This window comes from Streptomyces sp. NPDC048211, assembly GCF_043202315.1.
In the GTDB taxonomy this organism is placed as follows: Bacteria; Actinomycetota; Actinomycetes; order Streptomycetales; family Streptomycetaceae; genus Streptomyces.
Genome location: NZ_JBIDAD010000024.1, coordinates 25,582 through 49,852 on the forward strand (window position 1 = coordinate 25,582; position 24,271 = coordinate 49,852).

The following is a 24,271-nucleotide window of genomic DNA, read 5'->3' on the forward strand; positions in this document are numbered from 1 at the left end:
CGCCGAGCAGCCCGGCGCCGCTTCGACACGTACGAAGAAGAGGAGTGACCCGGATACGCCAGAAACCCGCCGGAACTTGATCCTGGCCTGCTGAGTGCCTGACGCTGTCGGGGACCTGGGCGATGACGGTCGGCGATGCCCTCGACATCTCAGTCTCCAAGATCCCCGACCTCGTCACCCGCGATCAGCTCTGCGTCTCCTCGCGGCGTCCAACGGCGGCCGCATCGGGTACGACGAGCAGCTTGCCGGTGGTACGCCGAGCCTCCAGATCGCTGTGGGCCTGGGCGGCCTCGGACAGTGCGTAGCGGCCCGTTACGGTGACCTCAAGCGCCTTGGAGCGTACCCACCCGAACACATCGGCGGCCCGTCGGAGCAGTTCGGACCGATCGGCGATGAAGTCCCCGAGGCTGGGCCGGATCAGGGTCAGCGAACCGCCGTGGGCGAGCCGAATCGGATCGAACGGCGGCACGGCACCACTTGCCGCGCCGAAGAGCACGAGATGGCCGCGGGGTCGCAGGCTGGCGAGGCTCGCATCGAAGGTGTGCGCGCCGACGCCGTCGAAGACAACCGGTAGTCCCTGACCGCCGTTGAGCCGCTCCACCTCGGCTGCGAGATCGTCGACTGCGGAGGAAAGGATCACCTCGGCAGCCCCGGCACGCTTCGCCAGCTCGGCCTTCGCCGTGGTCGACGTCGTGCCGATCACCCTGCCGCCGAGATGGGTGATGAGCTGGGTCAGAAGCAGCCCCATGCCACCGGCAGCCGCATGCACGAGCACCGTGTCGCCTCCCTGAACCGGGTAGGCGTCCTTGATGAGATAGTGCGCGGTCATGCCTTGGAGGAGCACGGCAGCGGCTGTCTCGAAGCCGATATCGTCGGGCAGCGGCACCAGCCGGGAAGAGTCCACGACGGCCCGCTCGGCATACGTGCCGGGAATCTCCACCCAACCGACCCGGTCCCCGACTGCGACGTCAACGACGCCGGGTCCCACTTCGACGACCGTGCCGGCGCCCTCAGAGCCCGGGGTGAAGGGCAGCGGGAGGCTGTACCGGCCCTCGCGGTGGTAGACGTCGAGGAAGTTGACCCCGGATGCGGCGACCTCCACGACCGCCTCGCCCGGCCCCGGCCGCGGCTGGTCCACCTCGGCCTCCTGCAGCACCTCGGGACCGCCCACTTCGTACACCTGAATTGCTCGCATTACTCTCCAATGATCGGCTCATCCCCAACAACCCCGTTGGTGGGGATCCGATTCCCGGCAGACAGACCAGCCCGCCGCCCCGGTGCCCGAGCTCGCCAAGGCCCTCAACGTCCCCACCCGGCCCGTACGCAAGCACGGCACGGCCTGGGCGGACGCCGACCTCGTCGTCCACGCTGCCCTCTCCCGTGCTGCGTATGGGGCCGGACGCCGACGTGCAGGAGGGGCACACGGCGCTGGAGATCGGCACCGGGACCGGCTACTCGACATCGCTCGCCTGCGAACGCTTCGGCTCCTGCGACATCACGTCCATAGAGGTCGACGGCTGCCGCCCGGAGACGGCGGCGAGCGCGCTGTACGAGCTGGGCTCCACGCCGACGCCGGCGGTGACGGACGGTCTGTACGGGTACCGGCCCGACGCATCGTTCGACCGGATGGTGGCCGCCTGCTCCTTCCGGGCCGTACCGCCCGAGCTGCCGCCCCAGAACCGGCCGGGCGGGATCTGCTCACCTCGTCGGGCTTGCTGTACGGATACGCCCACGGTCGGACAAGGTGCGCTACACGCTCGCCACTCCTCGCTCACTCACCCGGCCGGCGGAATCCTCTCCGACTCGTCGCAGAACGCCTTCCTCCTTGGCGAGGGCTGGTCCAGATACCGCTTCACCAGGTCGATGGCGTCCAACACTCGGCCGGTAAGCAGTGTTGTTGTACTTCGCCGTGCTGACCGGTGGTCACGCCCAGGTCACCGTCAGGCCCATGGTGGCCGGGCCAGGGGGTGGTGGCCGGGCCCGGCCACCACCCCCCACTACTCACTGCCCGTACGCGACCAGCAGATCGGTAGCAGGCACGACCACGAGCCCGCCGCCCGCACCGAGACCGGTCAGCGGCTGGGACACGTTGTGCTCGTCGGGCTCGTCGATCGGCGCGCCGACATCGGTGGACCAGACGGACTGACCGGTGGCGCCGTTGAGCGCCCACAGTTGACCGCTCCGGGAGCCGACGTAGACGTAGCCGTTGACCACGATCGGCGCTGTGCTGATCTGGCCGTCGCCCTCGAACTTCCAGCGAGTGGCCAGGGTGCGGCTGTGCCGCTCCTGGAGGATGCCGCCGTCGACGAAGTAGCCTTGGCGGCCGTCGAAGGCGGGCGCGGGTGACCAGCCGTTGGCCTCGTAGGTCCCGCGGACCTCCCCGTCTGCGGTATTGAGGACCGAGGGAGTCATCCCGGCATCGTCGCGAACCCAGACACCGCCGTCGGCGAGAACGGGGGTGCGCCCCCCTCCGCCGGAGCAGTCCGTCTGGTGGTGCCAGATCGGGGCGCCCGACTTGGGGTCAAAGGCGTATGTCTGCTCACATGCGTACGAGACGTAGACGCCGTTGGCCGTGACGGCGGGTGAGCTGTTGTCCCCATTTGCAACGGGCTGGGTCCACATCACCGCACCAGTGGCAGCGTCCACCGCGTACAAGGTGCCGCCCGAACCGGCGCCGCCCGTGTACACCACGCCGCCGGCGAAGGTGGGCGGAGAGGTGAAGGAGTACTGGTCGGGCAGCTTGACGGTCCAGATCTCCTTCCCGGTGGCCGGGTTGAACGCCGTCAGCACTCCGTCGTAGTTCTGGGCGAAGAGTCGGCCTCCCCCGTAGGCGAGCGCGGACCACCAATAGGTGCCACCGAGGTCGACGGGGTTCCAGGCGTTCTCGCCCGTGGCTGCGTCAATGGCGTAGAGAGTGGTGCCGTACCCGTTCGGCGAAGCGGCGGTGGCGAAGACGCGCCCGCCGGCCACGACGGGGTAGGAGACTTTCCCGCCCAGGTCGCGGGACCACTTCTGATTGAGCGGCGGCGCGCCCACAGCGGGGTCGACGAGGCTGCCGTCGTGCCGGGCGTTGATCTGGTATGTGGTCGAGACTCCGGCAGGCGCCGACTGCGCGCCAACCGGCGACACGAGCGCGGCAACCGATAACGCGGCACCGAACAGAACGGTGATGGTTCTTCGAAGCTTCACTCGGACATCCCTCATCATTCGGCATCGCCATGGCGATGCACTCAGGGCGGACCGGCCCCCGGGGACTGGTGGCCGCGTTCAAGCACCCATGATCCTCCAACTCGTCTCAACCACCATTTATTTTGCAGTAGTTGCGAAGAGCCATGGCTGCCCTCCACTCTTGCTCGGCGCGCGGGACCCGAAGCCTCACTCGCCGGCGTGCAGCCGCTGCCGCCGCCGGCACTGATGCCGACCTCAAGCTCGACCGGGCCTGCCTCGGGCGAGTGGACGCGCCATGAGCTGACTGACGGGTAGGGGCGCAGCGCCTCCCATTCACGGACGGTCCGTAGAGGACGCGTTGGACCGGTTCCACCGAGCCCTGGGCGCGCATCTGGCCAGATGGGCCAAGGAGAGCGCCGCTTTCCCGGACAACGTGCTGTCGGAGGGACGCCGCTGGGGTGCGTTGTGAAAGTGCTGGACACAGAGTCACGTTGAGGACTGTGACCAGCACGAGAGCTTCTGTGGTGGCACGTGGCCGGTCAGTGCACCAGCAGGTCGATCACGCCCGTCAGGTCTTCCTCTGCCCCTGCCCTCGGCCAGACGGCGGCGCATCAGCTCGAAGTAGGGGGCGAGCAGTTCCGGGCTGACGCCCTGCTGCTCGGCGGTGCTCATGAAGGTCGGCCACCTGCATGGCGAGGTTGGAGACGACGCCCTTGGTGTAGTCGCCGCTGCGTAGCTGGTCGGCGGTCCGGCGAGCCGCTGGGGCCATCGCGACGAGCCAGTCGGTGAGCAGCGGGGCAGGCGCCGCGGGGGCGATGTCTTCCTTGCGGATCAGGGCGAAGGCGTGGCCGGCCCTGGCGAACATCCCGTACATGGCGCTGAGCAGGGCCACGTCGTGCAGGGGCCGCGAAGCCCGCGTCCTCGCCGGCGTAGGTGGTGCCGGCGGGGACGACCAGGGTCTGCTGGTGCCGCTCGAACAGCTCCCGTGAGCCGCTGTAGAAGACGTAGCCACCGGCCTCGGGGGCGCCGATCATCGGCGGGACGGTCACGAGCCCGCCGTCCAGGTAGCGGGCGCCGCGCTTACGGGCCCACTCGGCACGGGTGCGGGCCTGGGCGGGGGTGCTGGTGGTCAAGTTGACCAGGTCCCTGTCGGCCAGGTCGGCGCCGGCCAGCACCTCGGTGACCGAGGCGTCGTCAACAGGCAGGCCACGACTAGGGTGTTCGCCGCGACTACGGGGATCGTCTTGCTCATCGAGGCGGGGCTCATCTGCTACGAGCATTGGGGATCCGGCGCGAAACGGAGCCGGGAGCACGACCTCGGTCCGGACAACACCAGCGGCGGAGGCGGCTGACGCCCACGGTTCCGCCGAACCGCCTCAGCCCGAACCTGCCGCCGATCCCAGGACCGCGCTGCAGCCAAGCATCGGACTACAGCCTGGATCTCGCCGGACTCCCCTCGCGATAGATCGGTGCCTTGGGTTACGCGTTGCCGCTTCGGGTTGAGGACGGACGCGGCGATTGACGGCATTCGATACGGGCTGCACCGGGACTTGCGGAAGACCGGCCACGACTTCAACCGTGCGACACCATGCCCGACCGAAGCCCGTGCCGCGGACAGCACGCGGTTGACGGTCTGTTGGGTGGGCATGAGGGCACGGCCTGACGCGCGTCTGAGGGGCGCCCTCACGCCCGAACTTGAAATGCAGTGGGCTTCGACGAAATGGGGGTCTGTCGGTGGAAGTCTGGCCCCGTGTTGGGCGGTCCTCTGCGTTCGTCCGGAGTCGGGTGCCCTCCTACTGGTGCCAGGTCACCGCGAGGCATTTGCTGAGTGTGATGACGACGGCCAGGGCGAGAGCCGGGGCGGTGTAACCGGCCAGCGCCAGGGCAACGGCGCCCACTCCGAACCAGCCGGTCTCGAAGACCACCCGTGTCGCGCCGCGCATCTTGTGGGAGGCGTCGGGCGCGCCGAACATCGACCACAGCGCGATCATGAGGGCAGGGCCGCCGATGCCGGCGACCAGTCGCAGCGCCCATCCCGTGCCGAGCGTGAAGCCCCAGGTGGCGACTGATCCGATGACGGCCAGTTCCGACAGGAAGATGATCAGCAGGTTGAGCGATTTCACACCGCGCTCCCGAGGGCGGGTGTGACGGTGCGGCGGATCAGCCACCAGGCGGTGCCGAGGTGGGTGGCCGCCGCGAGCGTTGCGCCGACGGCCATCCCTGTGACTCCCTGGTCGATGCCGATATAGAGATCGCCCAGCTGTGCGGCGCCGGCCACCGCCAGTACCGGGACGAGGGTGCGGTGTTCCCGTCGGAGCAGGTGCACGAGCGCTACGGCCAGGGGAACGGCACGGACTGCGTACGCCTGGGCGTACATCTGAAGCCCGGCGTTGGGCTCGGTGTCCGCCGAGAGCACGAACGTGGGGTGCAGCACTCCGATCAGGGCCGAGACGGCCGAGCCCACAGCCATGACCGTATTGAGAACGAGCAGCGCGCGCCGCATTCTGTCACCTCGTGAATCATTAAGTCAGTGAATGATTAATCGATGATACGATGTGGGGTGTGAAGGATGTCAAGCAGGAAAAGCTCACCGACACCGTGGCCTTCCGGCTCGGCACGCTCGGCGCCATCACCGCCGACCGGTTCGCCGAAGGGATCGCCGTCCACGGGCTCCGGCCCAAGCACGCCGGGCTGCTCGCTCTGCTGGCCAGTGGCGCCGCGGCCTCTCAACAAGAGATCGCCCGTGCGATGAGAGTGACGCCCAGCCTGGTGGTCGGACTGGCCGATCACCTTGAGGAGTTGGGGGCGGTAGGTCGTGAGCGGGACGCTGGTGACCGCCGCCGTCAGGTATTGACCCTCACCGACCGCGGCCTTGAACTGCTGGCTGCCTGCACGGGGGTCGCGCACACCCTGGACGAGGAGTTGACCGCCGGTCTCGGCGACGCACCGGCCGCAGCCCTGCGCGAGGCCCTCGCCGTATTGGCGGCCCGGTCCGGCCTGCCCGGATAGCGGTCGGCTTCGTGCGGAGCCGAGTACCCATGGGGCCTGGGACGGACCGGCGGCCGCGGCGGCTGGGACGGGATGCTGCTGTCGTGGCTCCGCTCGTCGATCGGCCCACCCTTGAGTCGAGTAGGAGCCCCCGGTGGCTCGACCTCATCTCGACTGTGGAGAAAGCGCGTTGACGTTCCCCGGAAGGTGGTCAATCGTCGCGGCCTATGCTTCAAAGTGAGATGGGGGATGACCGGGCCGCTCAGAGCTATGACACCCCGGGAACAGGCATGTTCGCCGAGGATGTGCTGGGGCCCGCGCGTCGCCCGCAGACCCACTCGCCGCAAGGCGGGCACCGAACTCGTACGCGTCCGCGCGACGGCCTGCTGAATACCCCACCGGCCGAGCCTCCAGGCCGACAAGCTCCAAGATCAGTCGCGGGGCAGCCCGTTGGCCGAAGAAGAGCCAGTTGCCTTGGATGGGCTTGGGGTAGTCAGTGTCGGTGCGGTCGGCTGGCAGGTCGTAGCGGACGTACTGGTCGTCCTTGAGGATGGTCGACGGGCTGGACGCTGAGGTGCACAGGACGACATACGGTCCTGAGCGAGCAAGGAGGTCGCAGGCCGGGCTGCGGTCAGTCGCGGGCGTTCAGGATGACCGACGCCGGCGTCGCCACCTGGCTCACCGACCCGGACGACCTCACGCCCTGACCGAGCGTCCGACACATCACGGCCGCGGGGGATCAGCCATGACGTCCCCGGGGCCGGTTGAGTTCGCGTTGTCCAACGATCGCGCGGCCTTGGCGTCACGACATCGCCAACCGGCTGTCAGTACCTCCGCTCGATATCGACGAGCGATGGACCATCGTGCGACGCCTACTGAACGACGGTTCGGTCGAGCTCAAGGCCCGGGGCGCCGGCCTGCTGGTCCTGCTCCATGCCCAGAAGGCCCCCATGATCTGCCAGCTCACCACCGCACACGTGATCCAGAACGCGCTGGGCGTCGCCCTGAGGTTCCAACAGCTTCCCTTTGAGCTACCCGAGCCCCTCGACAGCCTTGTTCTCCATCTCGTAGACCAGTGCCGGGACCATCCGGCTGTCGGCAACGAGCACGATGCTCCCTGGCTCCTTCCGGGCCAGCGGCCGGCACGACCGTTGATCGCGCGCCGCCTCGGCGCCCGGCTTCGAACGACCGGCCTTCCACCTGGAGTAGGCCGGAAGGCAGCTCTACTCCCTCTCTCCGCGCAGATACCTGCTGCCGACCTCTATCGGCTCCTGGGGATCAGCATCGCCAGCGGTCAGTTCTGGTCGGCAGGAGCCAGCAGGAACGAGTACGCAGCCGAGCCGGCTCGGCGACTATGAGCTTTCCCAGAAGAAACGTCCTTTGCGGTGATCAGGGCTGACGAAGGCGAATCCGTAGCCGTAGCCGAAGTTGAGGAAGTACGGGTCGCCCTCGGCTTGGCCGCCGTCGCTGATCTTGAAGAGGAACTGCCAAGGGGATTCGAGCCGCGCGTAACAGTTGGGGTAGGAGGCGGCACCACCGAGGTAGTCATGCAGGTCCTCCCCGCCGGGAAGATCGACGTCAGGACCGTCGCCACGCATACTCCGCTCCCAGGCTGCGTGCTCATCAATCGAACGGTCGACCTCTGGTGATACCAGTTGGAGATCGACGTGCCACTCGACTGGGAGCTCCGATTCGTCGGGCCCCCAGCGCCAGAGCGTCCGACCGCGCGCTCCGGGCGGCCCGAGGACTGCGAAGGAGGGGATACGGCCTCCGGGCTGAACCAGCAGGACGCCGTCTCCGGCCTCCGGGTCCATCCCACCCATACAGATGTCTTCTTCGTGGAGAAAGAGGTAGGCCAGACGGAGCTCATCGCCGAGGATGGGGAACTGACCGATGAACACCAAGGGGACCTTGGTGCGCGGGTCCACGGGCCACGTGGGTTCGGAGAGCCAGACAGGCTCTCCGCCGAGCTTCGCCACTGGATCAGTGATCGGTCGCCCGGGCGCCCGAAGGACTATCCGCCGGCGCGGCAGGAAGGCGGCGTCGTACGGCCCATCCGCCTGTCCTGTGGGACGCGTGATCATGCCGTGGACCCTACGACACCGTGCTGACTTCGCTGACCTGAGGGACCAGCGCAGTTTCGTCCCCACTCAGTAGGCGCCGTACGTGCACTGGGCTGAGGGGGCCGGTGGTAGCCACTGGGGGAGGCCGCGGCCAGCCTTGGACCGGTCGTTGGCCGCTGTGACAGTGACCAGCGACCGCTCAACCCCGAGGCCGTTGGCGTACTGCTCGTACTGCTCGGCATCCCAGTTCGATGCACCGACTGGCGGGGAGCGCCATTCCAACTGCGCTGTATTCGAAACTGCCAGTGGTATCGGCGGATGTCAGAGGACGCCGCTATGGTGCGTAGCCGTGGACGCTACTGATCTTGACTACCGGGCCCGGACGCGGTCCGGCTGTATCCCGCCCGAGCTGGTCTCTCGGCTGCTCGAACGCGGCCACCTCGACGTGGTGGAGTTGCAGGCCGGACGCGGGGAGTGGTTCTGCGCGCTTGTGTGGGCGCGGCGGCTGGGCGAGCGGGGCCGTCAGGCCGACGCACTGGAGGTACTCGCCCCGTACACCACTACGGGCTGGTGGACGGCCGTGGTAGCGACCGCCGAGCTGCTGGAAGGCTGGGGCCGGAGCGAGGAAGCGATCGAGACCGTCCGGGCCCGGATGGCTGTCGGGCATCCGATGGCGATGGAGGCCTACACGCGGCTGCTTGCCCGGCACGGCCGCGCCGCGGAGGCGTTCACCATCCTGCTGCCGCACGCTGATGACTGGGCGCTCGCCACCGTCCTGGTCGACGTGGCCGCCGTCGCTGGCCGAGACGAGGAGGCCGCCGCGCTGCTCGCCGCCCGGATACGGGCCGACCACTGCTGCGACGGTCCGTGGTGCTGCGGCCTCGACCCCGACACCGCGATCGGCCTACTCGCGACGATTCGCGAGCGCCAGGGCCACATCGACGAGGCCATTGCTCTGCTCAGGCGCCGGCAGATTACCTCGGTCAACTGCCGCGATCAGCTGGCCGACCTGTTGGCCCGGCACGGCCGGATCGAGGAACTGCGCGCTTACGCGGCGACCGAGGGACATGAGGAGGCCGTACAGCGGCTGGCAGAGCTCCTGGAGGAGCGTGGTGACGTTGAGGGCGCGATCGCTGCATACGGGCAGACCGACGGACCCGCGGCCTGGGACCCGAACTCGGCTTACAAGCTCGCGCAGCTCCTGGCCCGGCACGGCCGGGGCGACGAGGCAATCGCCGTGATGCGCGCCCAGGCCGACGCCCACCACGGCGACGACTGGATTCTCCACACCCTGTCCGAACTATGCCTTGACCAGGGCCGTCCCTCCGACGGTCTGGCCCACCTCGACGCCCTCGCCGCCACCCGCGGGGGCGAGGTTGAGTGGGAGCTGTTTTGGATGCGGCTGCCGCTGATTGCCGCCTGCAGCGGGGTCGATGAGGCGGTTGAACGGGCCCGAGACCACCCCGAAGGCACCACTTGGTACGCGGCGGAACACATTGCTCGGCTTCTCGCCGACGCCGGGCGCACCGAGGAAGCCATCGCCGTCCTTCAGCAACATGACCGCAGGAACAGCCACGACCTGGCCGGTTACCTCATCGACCTCGGCCGTATCGACGAAGCCCTGGCCGTCCTTCAACAGCCCCGCCCCCACACGCCCGCTATTCCGACGACAAACTCATCGTTGGAAGATCCACCTTTCTGAGGCCCCGCCCGGTCCGGGCCTGTTGGGATCGCGGCCCGTCACCTGGAGACCGGCGTGCCCATCGCCTAGGGGTTGACCTGCGCCGTTGCTATTCGGCTGGGTGGGTTCCGGTTCGACGGGCTTCGAGGTAGGCGCTCCAGTCGGTGGCGGCGCGTTGGCGCCGCTGCTGGGCGGTAACGATGTGGAGGCCCAGTAGGGGGGGCGAGAACTGCGGGTGGAAGATCCTGGGCGAGTTGGACCAGCGCGGTTGTGCGGGCTGGCTGGATGGGGATGTGGTGGGCGGCCAGGCGCCGGGCGAGAGCGGTATCGGAGACGTGCTGGCTGGGCCGGAGGCCGGGGAAGAGCGATCGGTGGGGTGAGTTCGCGGCCCAGTCGGAGGGCGGGGGTTGGTCCGCGAGTTCGGCCAGGAGGCTGGCGAGGGCTTCGGGCAGACGGATCGGGGTGTGGCCCATGAGAAGCACCCTCTGGCAGTCCACCGTGCGCAGGGAAGCGGCTGGCAGGGCCGCGACCCGTGCGAGGTGCTGGCCGAACAGCAGGAGGACGGCGGACGCGGCCTACGCCGAACTCGCCGAGCTCGTTCACGGCATGCGGTCGCTGCGCTCCACCATCCCCTCGACCCCCACGCCGCTCGCCCAGCCCCTCCACCGCCGCCCAGCCCAGTGACAGTCGGCAATGCCCTCAGCTCGACCGGGACGCGGTACTGCAAGATGGACAGGGGGCGGGCCTGCTGCTTCTGGGGCTGGTGGGTAGCGTCCTTCTGGTGAATCTCAACCTCTTCAACGATGTGCCCGACGGTCTGACTCGGCGAGCTCGATCGTTCGTCCAAGCGGACGGTGTCAAAGTCGATGTCATGCACGTCGAGGACTACAGGCAGTGGTGGCTTGAGCGAGACATCCCGGCGGCGGTCATTGACCGGATGGCGGCTTATGAAGAGCGCTGGGGCGGTCTGGTCCTGCCACCCGCATCCAAGTACGACGGCGGCCCGAGGTATCTCGAAGCGGACTCCCCTGAGGGCTCTGAATCCGAAGGCTGGTGGTTCGAGGCCGGGATGCAGCGGACTGCAGTCCCGTACTCGTTCATGATCGGGCCTTCTGGCGAGTTCGGCATTCACGCAGGTCGGTGGGTGCCGCTCCACGCCACCGTCGAGGGCTGGGTGGAGTCGCTCGCACTGACCCACCACGCGTCTATCTGGGCCAAGCAGATCATCAAGGTCACCGGCGACGATGTCGATGGCATCGTGCTGGACGGATTCGAGCCGGTGCACGAAGTGATGGGCCTGGCCGACACCTGGTGGCGAGGAGCCGACTCCCTGGTGGCGGTCTATACAGGTGAGGCCGAGGCCCTCTCCTTTCCCCGGGGCCGCACCGCGTTGATCTATTCCGGCCTGGATGAGTGGGGCCTGCGAGGAGGCGTCGAGGACAGCACCAGCTGAAGACATCAGGAGTGATCCGGAGTCTCGCCGGCGTCTGACCGGCGGGCCACCTGGGCTGGAGGCCCGAACCTTGATCGTTCTCCTGAAGGGATGTCCCGCTACAGCTGCGGCCTGTTCGACACAGGGTCTGCTGGCTGCAATGGTGGCGCCGTAGCCTTGGTCGTACAGGAGGACATCGTTGGACCCGAATCCCATCTGCTGCTTCTGCTTTCAGATCATCGATCTAGATCAGGACAGGGCAGCGACCGCGCTCACGCTTGGCGCCGTCTATGCGGAACGAGGCGGTCATACGCGGCAGAAGGCCTACTCGCACTCAAGCTGTCTGCGCGAGCGAGTCGACCCGAACATCGACCTCTGGTGGGAGCTCTGAAACCCGGCTGACCTCCAAAGCTGCCGATTTCAGATGCGATGGTCTATCTGCGCCTCGTGTGATCACCGCGTCGGAGCACTCTGGATGGCCTCCGTTCACTGGGCTGAGCCCGTGACGGTTCGGCAAATTGGTGGCGGCTCTACGGCGTTAGGGTGCGGACGCGGTCCGCAAGGGCCGACCGTGGACCCTGCCTCTGGAGGACCGGACCCTGCTGGTCGCGGCATACTGGCGCACCAACCTCACCATGCGCCAGCTCGCTCCGTTGTCCGGGGTGTCGAAGGCGGCGGCGGACCGGATCACCGACCACCTCGGACCGATGCTCGCTCTCTCCAGCCCCGTAAGCGGTTCGCCAAGGGCACCGTGCTCATCGTGGACCGCACCCTGGTCTCCATCCCCGACCACACCATCGCCCGGGCAGTCGAAGAACTGCCGGCACTCCACCAACCATCAGGTCGTCATCGGCGCCGACACCCGGCTGGTCGTCGTGGTCGGCCAGCCGGGTGGCAGGCACAGCTGATCGGCCTGTGGACAACGAGCTGTTACGCGTCAGGCGGGCTCAGCGCGGTGAGACGTGCCATCTCCTGGACGGACAGGTGAATGGCTCCCGCCGCCACGTTCTGTTGGAGGTGGTGCGAATCTCCGGTCCCGGGGATCGCCAGTACATGAGGTCCCTGCTGCAGGGTCCAGGCCAGCCGGATCTGTGCAGGGGATGCGCCGTGTGCGCGGGCGACGGCGTGGACCTCTTCGCTGACACCGGGAACGGGCCCCGCCTCGCGGCCGGAGCCGGCGATCGCGAAGAACGGGACGAAGGCCAGACCCCGGTCGCCGCAGAGTCGCAGCACTTCCCGGTCCTTGGCCGCCGCGCCGATCCCGTACGGGTTTTGCACGCAGACGACCGGGGCGATGGCTTGGGCCTCGTGCAGTTGCTCGGACGTCACATTGGAGATGCCGAGGTGGCGGATCAGGCCTGCGTCGCGCAGTTCTGCCAGCGCACCGAAGTGCTCGCTGATCGACTTGTTCCGCCGGCTCGGTGGTACCCGCAGATTCACTACATCCAGGTGATCACGGCCCAGTTGGCGGATGTTCTCCTCGACCTGGCCCCTCAACTGCTCCGGGTCCGCCCACCACCACGCTCCGGAAGGATCCCGGCCGGGCCAGACCTTGGTGGTGATCACCAGGTCCTTCGGATACGGCGCGAGTGCCCGGTTGATCAGTTCGTTGGCCGAGCGAGTCCCGGAGAAGTAGAAGGCGGCGGTGTCGATATGGTTCACGCCCAGTTCGACCGCCCGCCGAAGTACGCCGATCGACGTGCCCCGGTCCCGCGGCACGCCGCGGTCGAAGGGCTCGGTCCCGGTCAGACGCATCGCTCCGAACCCGACGCGATTGACTGTCAGGTCGCCGAGTTGCCACGTGCCGGTCGGTGGCTCGGTCATGGGTTCTGAGGTCATGGCATGTCTCTCTTCTTACGAGTGATCGGAACGCAGCGGACATGAGGAAGCGGCGCGTGGCACCGGTTTCAAGCTGCTCGGTGGATGAGTGACTGAAAGGAGCTCGCCAGGTCCGGGACAGGACCCGGGGCATGAAAAAAGCCTCCTCGACGGATGAGAATCCGCACCGAGAAGGCTCGCCTGCTGAGCAACACTCTAGCAGTACGTGGGATGGCGCTGCCCGACGGGGTCGCGCGGCCCGGCGGACACACCGGCCGTGCCCGCGTTTGTTCGTTCCATCAGAACAACTTGTGCGGGTGGCCGCCTGCCACAGGGCCCGCCCGCCATCGGCAGGCGTTCTGCTGCGTGCCGCTCTGTTCGCTCCGGCGGTGTCCTGATACCGCCCATGGGCGGTCGCTGGGAACCCGCGGGCCGACTTCGAGAACACTGTCCTCGCGCAAGCCCCGCCCAGCACCTCGCAGCGGCGATCACCATCGGTGACCACTTCTTCGCCTCCTCGTCATCGACGCCCGACTACGACGAATATCACCAGGCGATGCTCCGGCACCTCCAGGTGGACGCGAGTGCGCTGCTCCTCGCCAAACTCCGCCGCAAGGTTCCGACCCCGGTGTTCCTGGAGACGCACCCGGACGTCATGGAGACGCCCTGCTTCGCGGCCCTCCAGCCGACCAGGTAGGTGCAGACGGCGAAGCCGGCGGGCGGCATCGATGTGGCCGTGTCCTTGTCAGCCTGCGTTCGGGCGGCTCAGCGAGCCCTTGGCAACGGATGCGTCGGCGCTATCGGCGTCCTCGACATGGCCTTGGGTATCGACCGTGAGGGCAGGCGCCCGCCCGTGCGACGTGATGAGTCGGGCCGAAGTGACCCGAGAACATGGGTAGGTTCGCACTACATAGTATGTTCAAATGGCTCTGGAAAGAGCGTTGTTGTGTGAACCGAACGTGCCATCGCGTGAAGGAGATCGTGTGTTCCCGAACGGGTCATTCGAACAGGGAAAGCCGCACCCGGCGCGGGTCTACGACAGCCTCCTCGGTGGCAAGGACAACTACCCGGTGGACCAAGCCGTCGCGGAAGGCATCGCCCAGCGCTGGCCGGAAATCCAGCGCAGCGCGCAGCAGAACCGGGCATGGATGGCGCGCGCCGTACGGCATATGGTGAAAGAGGGCGGTGTCACACAGTTCCTGGACATCGGCACCGGCATCCCCACCCGGCCCAACCTGCACGAGATCGCTCAAGGCATGGCGCCGTCGGCTCGGATCGTCTACGTGGACAACGACCCCGTGGTGCTGCGGCACGCCGAGGCGCTGCTCACCCCGGTATCACCCGAGGGCCGATCGACCTACCTGCAAGCCGACCTGCGTGACCCGCGCGCAGTACTGGAATCGCCTGAGGTGACCGAGACACTCGACATGACACGTCCGGTGGGCCTGGTCCTGGCCGCGATCCTGCACTTCCTTGACGAGGACGAGGACCCTGCGGGCGTGCTGCGGGTTCTCGTGGACGCTCTTCCGGCCGGCTCGTATGTCGCGTTGTCCCATGCCTGCGGTGACGCAGATCCCGTCCGGGCAGCGGAGGCATCGGCCTTCTACCGGCAAAACAAAGTCTCCAAGCCCGTGGTGCTGCGCACGCAAAAGCAGATCGAGGAATTGTTCACGGGACTGGAACTGCTGGAACCGGGCGTAGTGACCGTCGACCGCTGGCGCCCGGACGCATCGGTGTCCGAGGGGCCCGACGACATGGGTTTCCGTGGCGGCCTGGGCTTCAAGCACGGAACTGCCTGAGGCGTGAGAGGCGTCGCCGACCGACGGTTGGGGCTGTGGGGGCCGACTCCCGCGAAGGCGTGACCGTCCTCCGTCCCCGCCACTTGCGCACCGTGTTCACACTGATCTCCAGCTCCCGGGCGATGGCGCCGTTGGCGAGCCCGTCCGCTGCCGCGAGCACGATCCGGGCCCGCAGACCAGCCCGTGACCAGCCTTACGACTGAGTGACCGCAGAAGCGTTGCCGGCCGGCCCCGATGTGCGGCCCAGGCCGCCCAGATGCATGTCCGCGGCATGCGGCGGCCTCGTACGGGGAGGTGCGACCCTTCCCGACGCCGGTCGCTCGGGCTGCTGGCGGCCTACCGCTGGCAGCTGGCGACGATCACAAGCAGGAGGAAGGCGATCCCGAGTATCGGCAGGCACCCGAGGGAGTTGGGGTTCTTCTGGTTGATCTCGACGATGCCGCCGAGTGCGAGTCCGGGGTGGTTTTCGGCGTAGTGGGCCGCCGCGAGATCGCCGACCTCGGATTCGGCGGCCCACCGGGTGGCGAACCTGCATTCGCCGCACCGGTATCGGTGTGCCATGTCAACTCCTTGGTGCCGTTGGACATAGAGGATGAGGGAGGAGGGCGTGAACACAGAGCCGCCGGCGTACGAATAGTCCGCCCGGAGGGCGGGCTCGTAGGCAAGGAAGGGACAGAGGCGTGAGTGCGCGGCAACGCGTGTGCTGGACGGGCGGCCGGTGTTGCGTGCCCCCGTCGCGTCGGCCGCGTCCCGTGAGACGGGGCCGACGCGACGTGCACACCGGCCACGTCCGACGGTGGTGCCACGGTGTGGCGAGGGGAGACACCGCGCGGGGGCGCTGTGTGTCGGCGTCAGTCGCGCTGTGGTGCGTCCTCGCACAGCGCCGCGTCCAGCAGCTGCCCTAGCTGCGCATCCGGGTGCTGGCCGACCTGTACCAATAGGTTGGTGACGAGGGAGACGTAGCGGCCGTCGTCCATGGTCAGGGTGAAGGTCTGGTAGCCCGGGACACCACCGGAGTGTCCCCGTGCCGTACCGCCGCAGGAGGGCTCGTACGTCTGGAGGCCCAGGCCGTAGCCCGTGCCGGTGTTCACCTGCCGGACGGTGCGCATCTCGGCAACGCTCTTCGCGGAGAGGACCTTTCCGGTGTTCAGTGCCTGGTAGAAGTCGCTCAGGTCCTCCAGCGTGGAGACCATGGCTCCCGCGCTGCTGTACAGCGAGGGGTCGTACGAGACCGCCGGCACCCACAGGTAGAAGGAGCCCACCCGGACGCCGTGGTAGCCGTTGACGGCCGGCGTGGGCAGGGTGCGGTCACCGGGTGCGGGGAAGAGGGTGTGGGGCAGACCGAGCGGTTCGATGACGCGTTCGGTCACGGCCTTGTGCACCGGCTGTCCCGTCAGCTTTTCGATGAGCATTCCGAGGATGTAGTAGTCGGTGTTGGAGTAGGTGAAGCCTTCACCGGGAGCTGAGACCGGGGGCGACGCGTCCAGCGCGTACCGCACCAGCGTTGACAGGCTGAAGGTGCCGTCCGGGTTCGACGGAGGCGTCTTCAGCCCGGGGGAGGGGGAGTAAGCGCCGAGACCGCCGGTGTGCTGAAGCAGATGGCGCACGGTGATACGGGTGCCGTCGTAGCCGTTGCCGGTGACGACACCGGGCAGGTAGTCATCGATCGGCGCGTCCAGGGAGACGCGGCCCTCCTCGGCCAGCTGCAGCACCACCACCGCTGTGAAGGTCTTGGTCTGACTGCCGATACGGATGTGTTCGTCGGCCTTGATAGGCCGGTTGGCGTTGATGGTTCCCGTACCCGCCGACAGGGTCCAGGACTCGCTGCCGTTACCGGCGTGGACGGCAGCGCCGGGCCCCGCCGCCGCCTGGAACGCCTTGAGCGCGGCGAGCGTGTCGGAGTGGTCGGACTCGGTGGTGGCGGCGTGTGCCCCCGAGCTGGACAACGTCAGTACCGTCGCGCACACGGCGCCGATGACGGAGGCCATTTTCGTACCGTTTCGGGTAGTCATGCGGTGTCTACTCCTCGGAGAGGTCTCGATGGGTCGGGTTCGTGCCGGTCCTGCCGGCTCATTCCTTCGCGGCGGCTTCGAAGGCGGCCTTCAGGCGCGGGATGTAGTCCGCGTAGGCCGGGCCCCAGCACCCGTAGGTGTGGCGGCCGTCGCACTGGGAGGACAGGGAGGCGCCGTTGCCGTAGTCGACGAGCCGGCGCTGGGGATGCCGAGCTGGTCCAAGCGGTTCTTGACCGTGCGAGAGGCCGTCGCGGTGTTGGCGTCGATCACCCCCCGGTCCCCGGTGTAGAGGGTGACCTGGGTGTTCCTGAGCTTGGACAGGTTGGCCGGGGCGGCCGGGTCGTAGGCGTTCCAGCGGTGGTCCGCGCCCAGGACCGCATACGGCGAGCCGAAGACGGCGTCGCTGTCGACGTACGGTCCGTAGGTCGGGCAGCCCTGGCTGCTCGATGTGCTGAGCGCGCACCAGGCGCCGGGCAGGTCGAGCTCCGTGGCGAGTACGGCCGCGCGGACCGTGGCCATGGAGAAGTCGATTCCGCCGGAGAGGGAGGAGGCGTGGCCGAAGAGGTCGGGTCTGGTCTGGGCGTAGTGGAGTGCGCCGGATCCGCCCATGGACAGCCCGGTGACGGCCCGGTGTTCGCGGTCAGGGAGGGTGCGCACGTTGGCGTCGATGTAGGGGACAACCTGTTCGAGGTGGAAGGTCTCCCAGTTGGCCGCCCCCACGGCAGTGTTCTGCATGTACCAGTCGGCGTACCAGCTCTTGAGACCTCCGTCGGGGACCACGGTGATCATGGCGTCGGAGTGCAGGGCCGGGGCCGCGGCGGCATCGTCCACGTTGCCGCCGCCCCCATGGAGGAAGTACGTCACGGGCCATCGCCGGTCAGGGTCGTCGGCGTACCCGCTGGGCAAGAAGATCCGGATACGGTGCGGGCCGGCCACCTTCGGTGTGGTGACGGTGATCGTGAAGTCGGTGCTGGAGCGTACGTCGGTGCCGTCTGCGACCTGACTCAGGCCGAAGCCGTCCGTGAAGTCGACGCCGGGGGCGGCCGGGGCATCCGCCCAGGCGGCCGGTCCCAAGGACACGGCCGGGAGCAGTGCCGCCGCGAACAGGACGCCGACGAGGCGACGGTGGCGGGCTGATGGAGGTCTCAAACCGGTGCTCCCTTGTGTGAGGTGACCGGCGGTCCGCCGGCACGACCACGATGCGGGCCGTCGGGTTCGGAGAACAGGGCATGTGCAGGTCAGGGGGAGGTCATCTGTGACCGGTCATCCGTGACCGGTCGTCTCGATACGCTCGGGCGGTACCGGTGTCCATGGAAGGTGGGAGTCCGGAGTGACCAATGAGTTAGGCACGCGGATGCGTCAGCTGCGCAAACGCGCTCACCTCACCCAGGAGCAGCTGGCTGAGCTGGCCGAGGTGAGCGTGAGCACGATCGGCCGGCTGGAGAACGGCAGGCTCCCCGAGCACCGGCTGAGGACGTTGCAGAGGGTGGCGGAAGTCCTGAACGTGAAGCCGGAGGAGTGGCAACGGCTGACCGCGACCCTGGACGGGCAGCCGGCCCTCGCCGATCCGGTCGAGGTGCTGATACCCGCCGGTACGCGGGGGGAGCCGGCCTCCGCTGCTCAGCCCGAGGAGCTGGTACCGACCGGCCAGCCGGGGGAGCCGGCACCCGCCGTTCCGCCCGTGGCTCAGCCGGGGCCCCCGGTACCCGCCGCGCCGCTTCCCGGCCCCGGGCCGGCCATGTCGCCCGCCGGCCCGCTCGTCGACGCCGCGGCCTCACTGGCCCGCGAGGTCGGCCGACGCTGGCAGCGGGAGGAAAAACACCGTCGCGTCCACGACCCGTTTCCGCTGCCCGTGCGATACCAGCCCGCTCCTGCCGCCCTGATGGACCGTCCGGAGAACGTCCAGCGCCTGCAGCCGGGCGTCCCTGCCCGGGAGCTGGACCTGAACGGTGACCTGCGGACTGTCGCCGACACCTATCGGAGTATCGAGTCGCAGCGACTGGTCATTCTCGGTCGCGCCGGCTCGGGGAAGTCCATCCTGGCCATCAAGTTCGTCCTTGAGCTGCTCGCGGCCCCGGCTCCCTCCCTCCGGGTGCCGGTCATTCTCAGCATCGGATCCTGGGACCCGCTGTCCATCACGCCGCGGGACCTGCTGGTCGACCATCTCCTACGGGACCACCCGCATCTGGCCCGTACGACTCCCGAGGGTGCGACGCTGGCCGCCGAACTCGTCGACTCCGATCTGATTCTCCCCGTCCTGGACGGTTTCGACGAACTCGCCGAAGCCCTGCGCGGCCCCGCGCTGGAAGCACTCAACGCCACGTCCCACCCCGTAGTCCTGACCAGCCGCCAGGAGGAGTACGCCCGAGCGGTCCGCGACGTGCACGCGCCTCTGGTGCTGGCAGCCTGCGTCGAACTCGTCGACCTGACCGTCAAGGATCTGGCCGAGTACCTGCCCAGGACCGACCGCCTCGGTGACTCCCTGGGCAGCCGCGGAGTCACAGGCGTGTGGGGTGACGTCCTGGACGAACTCCGGGGCCGTGACACCCCGGCGAGCAGCCGGCTCGGACAGGTCCTGGGAACGCCCCTGATGGTCACCCTGGCGCGGACGATGTACAGCGAGGTGCCCGGCAACGACCCGGTCGAACTACTCGACACCGCGAGCTTTCCTACCGGGCGCCACCTTGAGGAACATCTGTTGGCGAACTTCGTGCCCACGGTCTACCGGCACCGCACCCCCGAACGGGCCGACCCTGCCTCCGGACAGCGCAACCGCGACCCTGAGCAGGCCGAACGCTGGCTCGGCTACCTCGCCCACAGCCTGACCACCGGGGCCCACGAGCATGGAGACCTTGCCTGGTGGCGGTTCGGCTCGTCCGTACGGCTGCCGATGCGCATCCTGTACACCGCGCTGATCGGCGGGCTGTGCATGTTCGCGGCCAACTGGCTTGTCATACTTTTCACCGTTTCCATCGGGTACAGGCGCTTCGTGCAGGCGCCGGCGATGGTCGAGGTGACGGTGTTCGGGCTCTGCTCTGCGGTCGTCTTCGGTCTCGTGCACTATGCCCTGGCCGCGATGGGCCGTGCCGTGGCCGTTCCGACCCAGGTACGACTCAGGCTGGCGGCCGTGGCCCCCGGGGTCGAGCACAGACCGGTTCGTGAGATCCTCACGCGCTTCGGGGTCGGGCTGCTGGGCGGCTCTGTACTGGGAGTCGCACATGCCTGGACGAACGCGCTGTTTCGCGCGTTGGCCGGAACCTCCCCGCACGTGGATCTGATCAGAGCGGCGATACAGGACACGCTGGCCGCGGGACTGATCTTCGGTCTGACGGCCGGCTTGGCCTTCGGACTCATCGCAGCGTTCGAGGCGCCCGTGGACATCGCGGCCGCAGCCACGCCGATGCGACTGCTGTCCGTCAACCGGTCGACCGCCACCCGGCAGTTCCTCGTGCTGGCTGCCGCTGTCACTGTCGGCCTCGCTGTCTGCGGTTATGTCGTCGTCGGCCTGCTCCAGCAGGTCCTGCCCTGGACGCTGCTGTGGCCGCTGGACGCGGCTCTGCTGCTGGGGGCGGTCGGCGGGCTGGGCGGCTCGGCGGCGTACGTGCTCGCACTCACGGCGTGGGGGCAGTGGCTGACGGTGGCCCGGTTCTGGTTGCCGCTGACGCGCAGGCTGCCGTGGGACACCGCCGCCTTCCTGGACGACGCCTATCGCCGGGGGGTGCTCCGGCAGGCCGGTGCCGTGTACCAGTTCCGGCACATCCGGCTGCAACAACACCTCGCGCGCGTCCACGGTCGCTCCGGCCGCGTCACCAGCCACGTGAAACCGGGCCCGAGGCGCCGCGCAACCGATGAGAGGGCGTCGTCGGAAGGCCGTTGAGGGTCCGGGAGCGAACTGCCGGCCCCGCCGGGCCCGAAACGCGCGCCCGCATCCATCAGAGCCCGACGTGGTCGCTCCCCTCCCCGACTGGGCCCGGAGCGCGTTGGGTCTGCCGCGGCTGCCGAGGCCGCTACAGGCGTGCGTGCCCCAACGGGACACGCCCTGACCGCGGTCATCCGAGGGGGCATCGCCCACTGCGTGATCCCGCGCACGGTTGTCGACCGGAGCGGGATCACAGGGCGGCGTCATGCGTCATCGAAGGCGGCGTGCACGCACTTTCCTCCGGGCACGAACTCGGTCGATATCCGGGCCCCCAGGTCACCGATGATGTGAAGGCCCATCCCTCCGGTTCCGCAGCTCAGATCCGGGGCGCGTGCGGCCGGTTCCGCGCACGAGGTATCGGTCACCGCGATGTCCAGAGTGTGCGCGGTGGTGGTCAGGGTGAGGGCGCGTGGGCCGGGGGTGTACCGGACCGCGTTGGTGACCAGTTCGGACACGACCAGCAGAACGTCGTCATGCCGGTCGGGGTCCAGCGAGGGCTGTGTCCGGTGGAGGTACGCGGATGCTGCCCGGCGGGCCTGCGACGGGGCTCCCGGCCCGGTCGCAAGGGGGATGGTGTGCGTGCCCGGCCGGACCGGCGCGGTGCTGCGGTGCGTGACTGTGGTGGTCATGGCAGTGTCCGAAGAGTGCGGTGGCCCGAGGTTCCGCCCGTTGGCACGAGCCGCGCCCGGGGCGGGCCGGCTCGAAGTTCGGGCCTCAGGCCGTGAGGGGCCTTGCACAAGAGATTCGTAGGCACCTGCGGAATTGTTTGGGGTGGTGTCGAAATCGAACCGGAAGACGCGCGCGAGGAGTACGTCTCTCCGTCGCGTGACAGGGCGGGGCAGCGAAGCCCGCATCCCGCCTCAGACGGGGAGATCGACCGCGCCGAGAGGCTCGGTGCTCGGCTGCGAGGAGCCGCCGCTGGGTTCGACGGACAGCGCCACCGCGGTGGCATTGTCGACGGGCCCGTCCAGCAAGGTCAGCCCGGGTATGGGGCTGTTGCCCAGCAGCCCGGCCGGCACGGGATTCCCGTCCTCGATGAACCAGGCCTCATAGGTCTTGTCCGCCGCGAGGGGCGGTAGCCCGGAAACGGCAAGCGTGGCCGCGTTCTCGCTGCGGGAGAAGGCGACTGCGGCCGTGCCGCCGTCACGCATCTCCTCATGTTCGAGTCTGACGTCGGGCGCCGTGAGCACGCGCGCGACATCGTCCTGCTGCTCGTGGACCTGTTCCGCCGTGGTTCTGGCGTCCTGGGCCTCCTGGTACTGCCACGTGGCGATGCCGAGGCAGGCGAGCACTGCCGCCACGCAGGCCGCCAGCACGACGCGGGGCGGCTGCCGCGAAGGGGCGTGGGCCCTGCTGCCCGCCGTCGAGGCGGCGGGCACGGGCTGGGCGGCGGCGGGCGCGCGTGGCGGCGGTGCCGTTTCCCGGGTTCTGACAGGTGCCTCCTGCGGCGTGAGGGCTACCTTGCGGAGGAGCTCCTCTCGCCAGTGGGGCGGCGGAGTCACCGCCGTGGCCTGTCCCAGCAGCGCGGCCGTGGCGCGGAGTCCGGCGACCTCCGCTTGACAGGAAGCGCAGCCCCTCAGATGCCGCTCGAATGCCAGGCGCTCGTCTTCGGGAAGGGCATGCAGCGCATAGGCGCCGCTTGCCTCGTGTGGATCCATGACGTTCACGTCCTTCCTCCGAGGCAGGCGCGAAGCCGGAGCAGCCCGTCCCGCAGGCGGGTCTTGACCGTGCCCAGCGGCACGGACAGCGAGTGCGCCACTTCCTTGTACGTGAGCCCTTCGTAGTAGGCGAGGGCGACCGTCTCGCGCTGGAGATCGGTGAGCCGGTGAATGCACCGCCGCACACGCTGCCACTCCAGATGGGTCTCCACCTGCTCGGCAACCGGGTCGAACCGCGCATCGGATTCCAGTAGCGCCGCCCTGCGCTCGCGGTCCGCTCCGGCCTGCGACGACCGCACACGGTCCACAGCGCGGTGGTGCGCGAGGGTCATGATCCAGGTCATCGCGCTCCCGCGGTCCGGCTCGAAACGCCCGGACGTGCGCCACACCTCCAGCAGCACGTCCTGGACCACTTCCTCCGACTGCGCCGGGTCCCGCAGAATGCGGTGGACCAAGCCCAGCACGGGTGCGGCGGTCCGGTCGTACACACCGGCGAAAGCCTCCTGGTCGCCCGCGGCGGTCCAGAGCAGCAACTGGTCCAGATCAGCCTCGTCGGTACGCTGTCCGGCATTCCCTCCGTCATCGGCGGCTTGCACCTGGATACCTCGCTGACGTGTCGACACCGAGAACAGGGATCATTCCTGGGCGATACAAGCACTCACCGGCGCCGATGGCGATTCGTGTGCATCAAAGCGGTGAACGCGCATGATGCTGGGCCGGGTGTGCGGTGTCGAGCGGATCTGCGCCGAACAGCTCCTCGACCCAGTTGTCCTGGTACACGGTGTCGAGATAGCGCTCGCCGAGGTCGGGGGCGATGGCCACCGACGTGAGACCCTGCCCCTCGTGGCGCGCCAGCCAGCCGACCGCGCCGCTCACGACCGTGCCGGTGGAGCCCCCGAAGAGAAACCCGCTCCTGGCCAGTCGACGGCAGGCGCGGATCGTGTCCGCCTCCTCGACCCGGACCACCTCGTCCACGTACGAGTCGTCCAGAAGCGGTGGCCGCATGCTCATGCCCAGCCCGGGGATCATCCGGCGGCCAGGGGCGCCTCCGAACGCCATCGAGCCGACGGTGTCGACCGCCACGATCCGTACGGGGCGATGCCAGGCACTGAAGTACCGTGCACAGCCCATCAGGGTTCCGGTCGTCCCGGCCCCCACGAACAGCACGTCCAGCCGGGGGAACGATCGGGCGATCTCCGGTGCTGTCGTCCGGTAGTGCGCTCTCCAGTTGGCCGGGTTGGAGTACTGGCTCAGCCACACGTAGCGGTCGTCGGAGGCGCACAGGCCCCGGACATGATCCAGCCGGGCGGCGAGAAAGCCGCCGTTGGCCTCCTGGCCGGCCACGATATGAACCTCGCCACCGAGGGCCTCCATCATCAGCCGGGTGGCCAGGTTGCACCGGGAGTCCGTCACGCAGACGAACCGGTAGCCCTTGCTTGCCGCGATCATGCTCAGGGCCACGCCGAGGTTGCCGGAAGAGGACTCGATGAGTACGGAATCGGCTGTCAGGGAGCCGTCACGCTCCGCCGAGGCCACCATCTCGGCGGCGGCCTTGAGTTTGATCGAGCCGGCGAAGTTGAAGCCCTCGCACTTGAGGAGCAACGCCTGTCCGAAGATCCGCTCGATGTCCACATAGAGCTCTGCTTCGTCGAAGGCCTGGGGAACAGTGATGACCGACACGGTGAACTCCTCTGACGAATACGTCCTGCGTCCTGTGGTGGGGCGGCCGGGCC

At 68.5% G+C, this 24,271-nt stretch carries 20 protein-coding genes and 4 pseudogenes; 9 read left to right on the forward strand and 15 right to left on the reverse strand.

The window, feature by feature from the left end; genetic code table 11:
• Nucleotides 1-184: 184 nt before the first annotated feature.
• Entirely contained in the window at nucleotides 185-1,195 is a 1,011-nt protein-coding gene (locus tag ACGFZA_RS40090) for a quinone oxidoreductase family protein (RefSeq protein WP_393685801.1), read from the reverse strand.
• A 137-nt stretch (nucleotides 1,196-1,332) separates the two neighbouring features.
• Here ACGFZA_RS40090 and ACGFZA_RS40095 point away from each other — a divergent pair.
• A pseudogene (locus tag ACGFZA_RS40095) lies at nucleotides 1,333-1,730 on the forward strand (SAM-dependent methyltransferase); the annotation flags it as partial.
• A 271-nt stretch (nucleotides 1,731-2,001) separates the two neighbouring features.
• On the opposite strand, the gene ACGFZA_RS40100 reads toward ACGFZA_RS40095, so the two are convergent.
• The 4 genes and pseudogenes from ACGFZA_RS40100 to ACGFZA_RS40115 form a co-directional block, all read right to left on the reverse strand.
• The gene (locus tag ACGFZA_RS40100; RefSeq protein WP_393685803.1) at nucleotides 2,002-3,189 is read right to left on the reverse strand and encodes a PQQ-binding-like beta-propeller repeat protein; all 1,188 of its coding nucleotides are present in this window, start codon (nucleotides 3,187-3,189) and stop codon (nucleotides 2,002-2,004) included.
• Nucleotides 3,190-3,707: 518 nt separating this feature from the next.
• Nucleotides 3,708-4,399: pseudogene (locus ACGFZA_RS40105) on the reverse strand (NAD(P)-dependent oxidoreductase); the annotation flags it as partial.
• Nucleotides 4,400-4,961: 562 nt separating this feature from the next.
• Complete coding sequence (locus tag ACGFZA_RS40110; RefSeq protein ID WP_385278182.1) at nucleotides 4,962-5,291, reverse strand: YrdB family protein; 330 nt, start codon at nucleotides 5,289-5,291, stop codon at nucleotides 4,962-4,964.
• Nucleotides 5,288-5,638: a hypothetical protein gene (locus ACGFZA_RS40115; RefSeq protein WP_393685805.1), complete on the reverse strand. Its 351-nt coding sequence runs from the start codon at nucleotides 5,636-5,638 to the stop codon at nucleotides 5,288-5,290. Before ACGFZA_RS40115 ends, ACGFZA_RS40110 begins: the two co-directional genes overlap by 4 nt.
• A 92-nt stretch (nucleotides 5,639-5,730) precedes the next feature.
• On the opposite strand from ACGFZA_RS40115, the gene ACGFZA_RS40120 reads away from it, so the two are divergent.
• Entirely contained in the window at nucleotides 5,731-6,177 is a 447-nt protein-coding gene (locus tag ACGFZA_RS40120) for a MarR family winged helix-turn-helix transcriptional regulator (protein WP_393685807.1), read from the forward strand.
• A gap of 1,331 nt (nucleotides 6,178-7,508) precedes the next feature.
• On the opposite strand, the gene ACGFZA_RS40125 is transcribed toward ACGFZA_RS40120, so the two are convergent.
• Nucleotides 7,509-8,240 carry a hypothetical protein gene (locus ACGFZA_RS40125; RefSeq protein ID WP_393685809.1) on the reverse strand — a complete coding sequence of 244 codons (732 nt, stop codon included), beginning with the start codon at nucleotides 8,238-8,240 and terminating at the stop codon, nucleotides 7,509-7,511.
• 328 nt (nucleotides 8,241-8,568) lie between these two features.
• Here ACGFZA_RS40125 and ACGFZA_RS40130 point away from each other — a divergent pair, with 328 nt between their 5' ends.
• The 4 genes and pseudogenes from ACGFZA_RS40130 to ACGFZA_RS40145 all read left to right on the forward strand — a co-directional run.
• The gene (locus ACGFZA_RS40130) at nucleotides 8,569-9,921 is read left to right on the forward strand and encodes a tetratricopeptide repeat protein (RefSeq protein ID WP_393685811.1); all 1,353 of its coding nucleotides are present in this window, start codon (nucleotides 8,569-8,571) and stop codon (nucleotides 9,919-9,921) included.
• 450 nt (nucleotides 9,922-10,371) lie between these two features.
• On the forward strand, nucleotides 10,372-10,584 hold the full coding sequence (locus ACGFZA_RS40135) for a hypothetical protein (protein ID WP_393685813.1): 213 nt from the start codon (nucleotides 10,372-10,374) through the stop codon (nucleotides 10,582-10,584).
• Between the two features lie 97 nt (nucleotides 10,585-10,681).
• Nucleotides 10,682-11,353: a hypothetical protein gene (locus ACGFZA_RS40140; protein WP_393685815.1), complete on the forward strand. Its 672-nt coding sequence runs from the start codon at nucleotides 10,682-10,684 to the stop codon at nucleotides 11,351-11,353.
• Nucleotides 11,354-11,781: 428 nt separating this feature from the next.
• A pseudogene (locus ACGFZA_RS40145) lies at nucleotides 11,782-12,222 on the forward strand (transposase family protein); the annotation flags it as partial.
• Nucleotides 12,223-12,262: 40 nt separating this feature from the next.
• Here ACGFZA_RS40145 and ACGFZA_RS40150 read toward each other — a convergent pair.
• Nucleotides 12,263-13,171 carry an aldo/keto reductase gene (locus tag ACGFZA_RS40150; RefSeq protein WP_393685817.1) on the reverse strand — a complete coding sequence of 303 codons (909 nt, stop codon included), beginning with the start codon at nucleotides 13,169-13,171 and terminating at the stop codon, nucleotides 12,263-12,265.
• A 385-nt stretch (nucleotides 13,172-13,556) separates the two neighbouring features.
• Between ACGFZA_RS40150 and ACGFZA_RS40155 the strand changes: the two genes are divergently transcribed.
• Both ACGFZA_RS40155 and ACGFZA_RS40160 read left to right on the forward strand, forming a co-directional pair.
• Nucleotides 13,557-13,847: a hypothetical protein gene (locus tag ACGFZA_RS40155; protein ID WP_393685819.1), complete on the forward strand. Its 291-nt coding sequence runs from the start codon at nucleotides 13,557-13,559 to the stop codon at nucleotides 13,845-13,847.
• 286 nt (nucleotides 13,848-14,133) lie between these two features.
• Nucleotides 14,134-14,949, forward strand: coding sequence for an SAM-dependent methyltransferase (locus ACGFZA_RS40160; protein ID WP_393685841.1), 816 nt, complete (start codon nucleotides 14,134-14,136; stop codon nucleotides 14,947-14,949).
• A gap of 70 nt (nucleotides 14,950-15,019) precedes the next feature.
• On the opposite strand, the pseudogene ACGFZA_RS40165 reads toward ACGFZA_RS40160, so the two are convergent.
• The 4 genes and pseudogenes from ACGFZA_RS40165 to ACGFZA_RS40180 form a co-directional block, all read right to left on the reverse strand.
• A pseudogene (locus ACGFZA_RS40165) lies at nucleotides 15,020-15,142 on the reverse strand (helix-turn-helix domain-containing protein); the annotation flags it as partial.
• 143 nt (nucleotides 15,143-15,285) lie between these two features.
• Nucleotides 15,286-15,510 carry a hypothetical protein gene (locus tag ACGFZA_RS40170; RefSeq protein WP_385278163.1) on the reverse strand — a complete coding sequence of 75 codons (225 nt, stop codon included), beginning with the start codon at nucleotides 15,508-15,510 and terminating at the stop codon, nucleotides 15,286-15,288.
• Between the two features lie 290 nt (nucleotides 15,511-15,800).
• Nucleotides 15,801-16,961 (reverse strand): serine hydrolase domain-containing protein, encoded by a 1,161-nt coding sequence (locus ACGFZA_RS40175; protein ID WP_393685821.1) that lies wholly within the window; start codon nucleotides 16,959-16,961, stop codon nucleotides 15,801-15,803.
• Between the two features lie 90 nt (nucleotides 16,962-17,051).
• Nucleotides 17,052-18,110: an alpha/beta hydrolase gene (locus tag ACGFZA_RS40180; protein ID WP_393685823.1), complete on the reverse strand. Its 1,059-nt coding sequence runs from the start codon at nucleotides 18,108-18,110 to the stop codon at nucleotides 17,052-17,054.
• A gap of 181 nt (nucleotides 18,111-18,291) precedes the next feature.
• Between ACGFZA_RS40180 and ACGFZA_RS40185 the strand changes: the two genes are divergently transcribed.
• The gene (locus tag ACGFZA_RS40185) at nucleotides 18,292-20,838 is read left to right on the forward strand and encodes a helix-turn-helix domain-containing protein (protein WP_393685825.1); all 2,547 of its coding nucleotides are present in this window, start codon (nucleotides 18,292-18,294) and stop codon (nucleotides 20,836-20,838) included.
• A gap of 245 nt (nucleotides 20,839-21,083) precedes the next feature.
• Here the strand turns inward: ACGFZA_RS40185 and ACGFZA_RS40190 are convergent, their stop codons facing one another.
• The 4 genes from ACGFZA_RS40190 to sbnA all read right to left on the reverse strand — a co-directional run bounded on the left by ACGFZA_RS40190 (nucleotide 21,084) and on the right by sbnA (nucleotide 24,218).
• Nucleotides 21,084-21,509: an ATP-binding protein gene (locus ACGFZA_RS40190; RefSeq protein WP_385281341.1), complete on the reverse strand. Its 426-nt coding sequence runs from the start codon at nucleotides 21,507-21,509 to the stop codon at nucleotides 21,084-21,086.
• 231 nt (nucleotides 21,510-21,740) lie between these two features.
• Nucleotides 21,741-22,538, reverse strand: a complete 798-nt coding sequence (locus ACGFZA_RS40195) for an anti-sigma factor domain-containing protein (RefSeq protein ID WP_393685827.1) — start codon at nucleotides 22,536-22,538, stop codon at nucleotides 21,741-21,743.
• A 5-nt stretch (nucleotides 22,539-22,543) separates the two neighbouring features.
• Complete coding sequence (gene sigK / locus ACGFZA_RS40200; RefSeq protein ID WP_385281335.1) at nucleotides 22,544-23,134, reverse strand: ECF RNA polymerase sigma factor SigK; 591 nt, start codon at nucleotides 23,132-23,134, stop codon at nucleotides 22,544-22,546.
• A 91-nt stretch (nucleotides 23,135-23,225) separates the two neighbouring features.
• On the reverse strand, nucleotides 23,226-24,218 hold the full coding sequence (gene sbnA, locus ACGFZA_RS40205) for a 2,3-diaminopropionate biosynthesis protein SbnA (RefSeq protein ID WP_393685829.1): 993 nt from the start codon (nucleotides 24,216-24,218) through the stop codon (nucleotides 23,226-23,228).
• Between the last annotated feature and the right edge of the window lie 53 nt (nucleotides 24,219-24,271).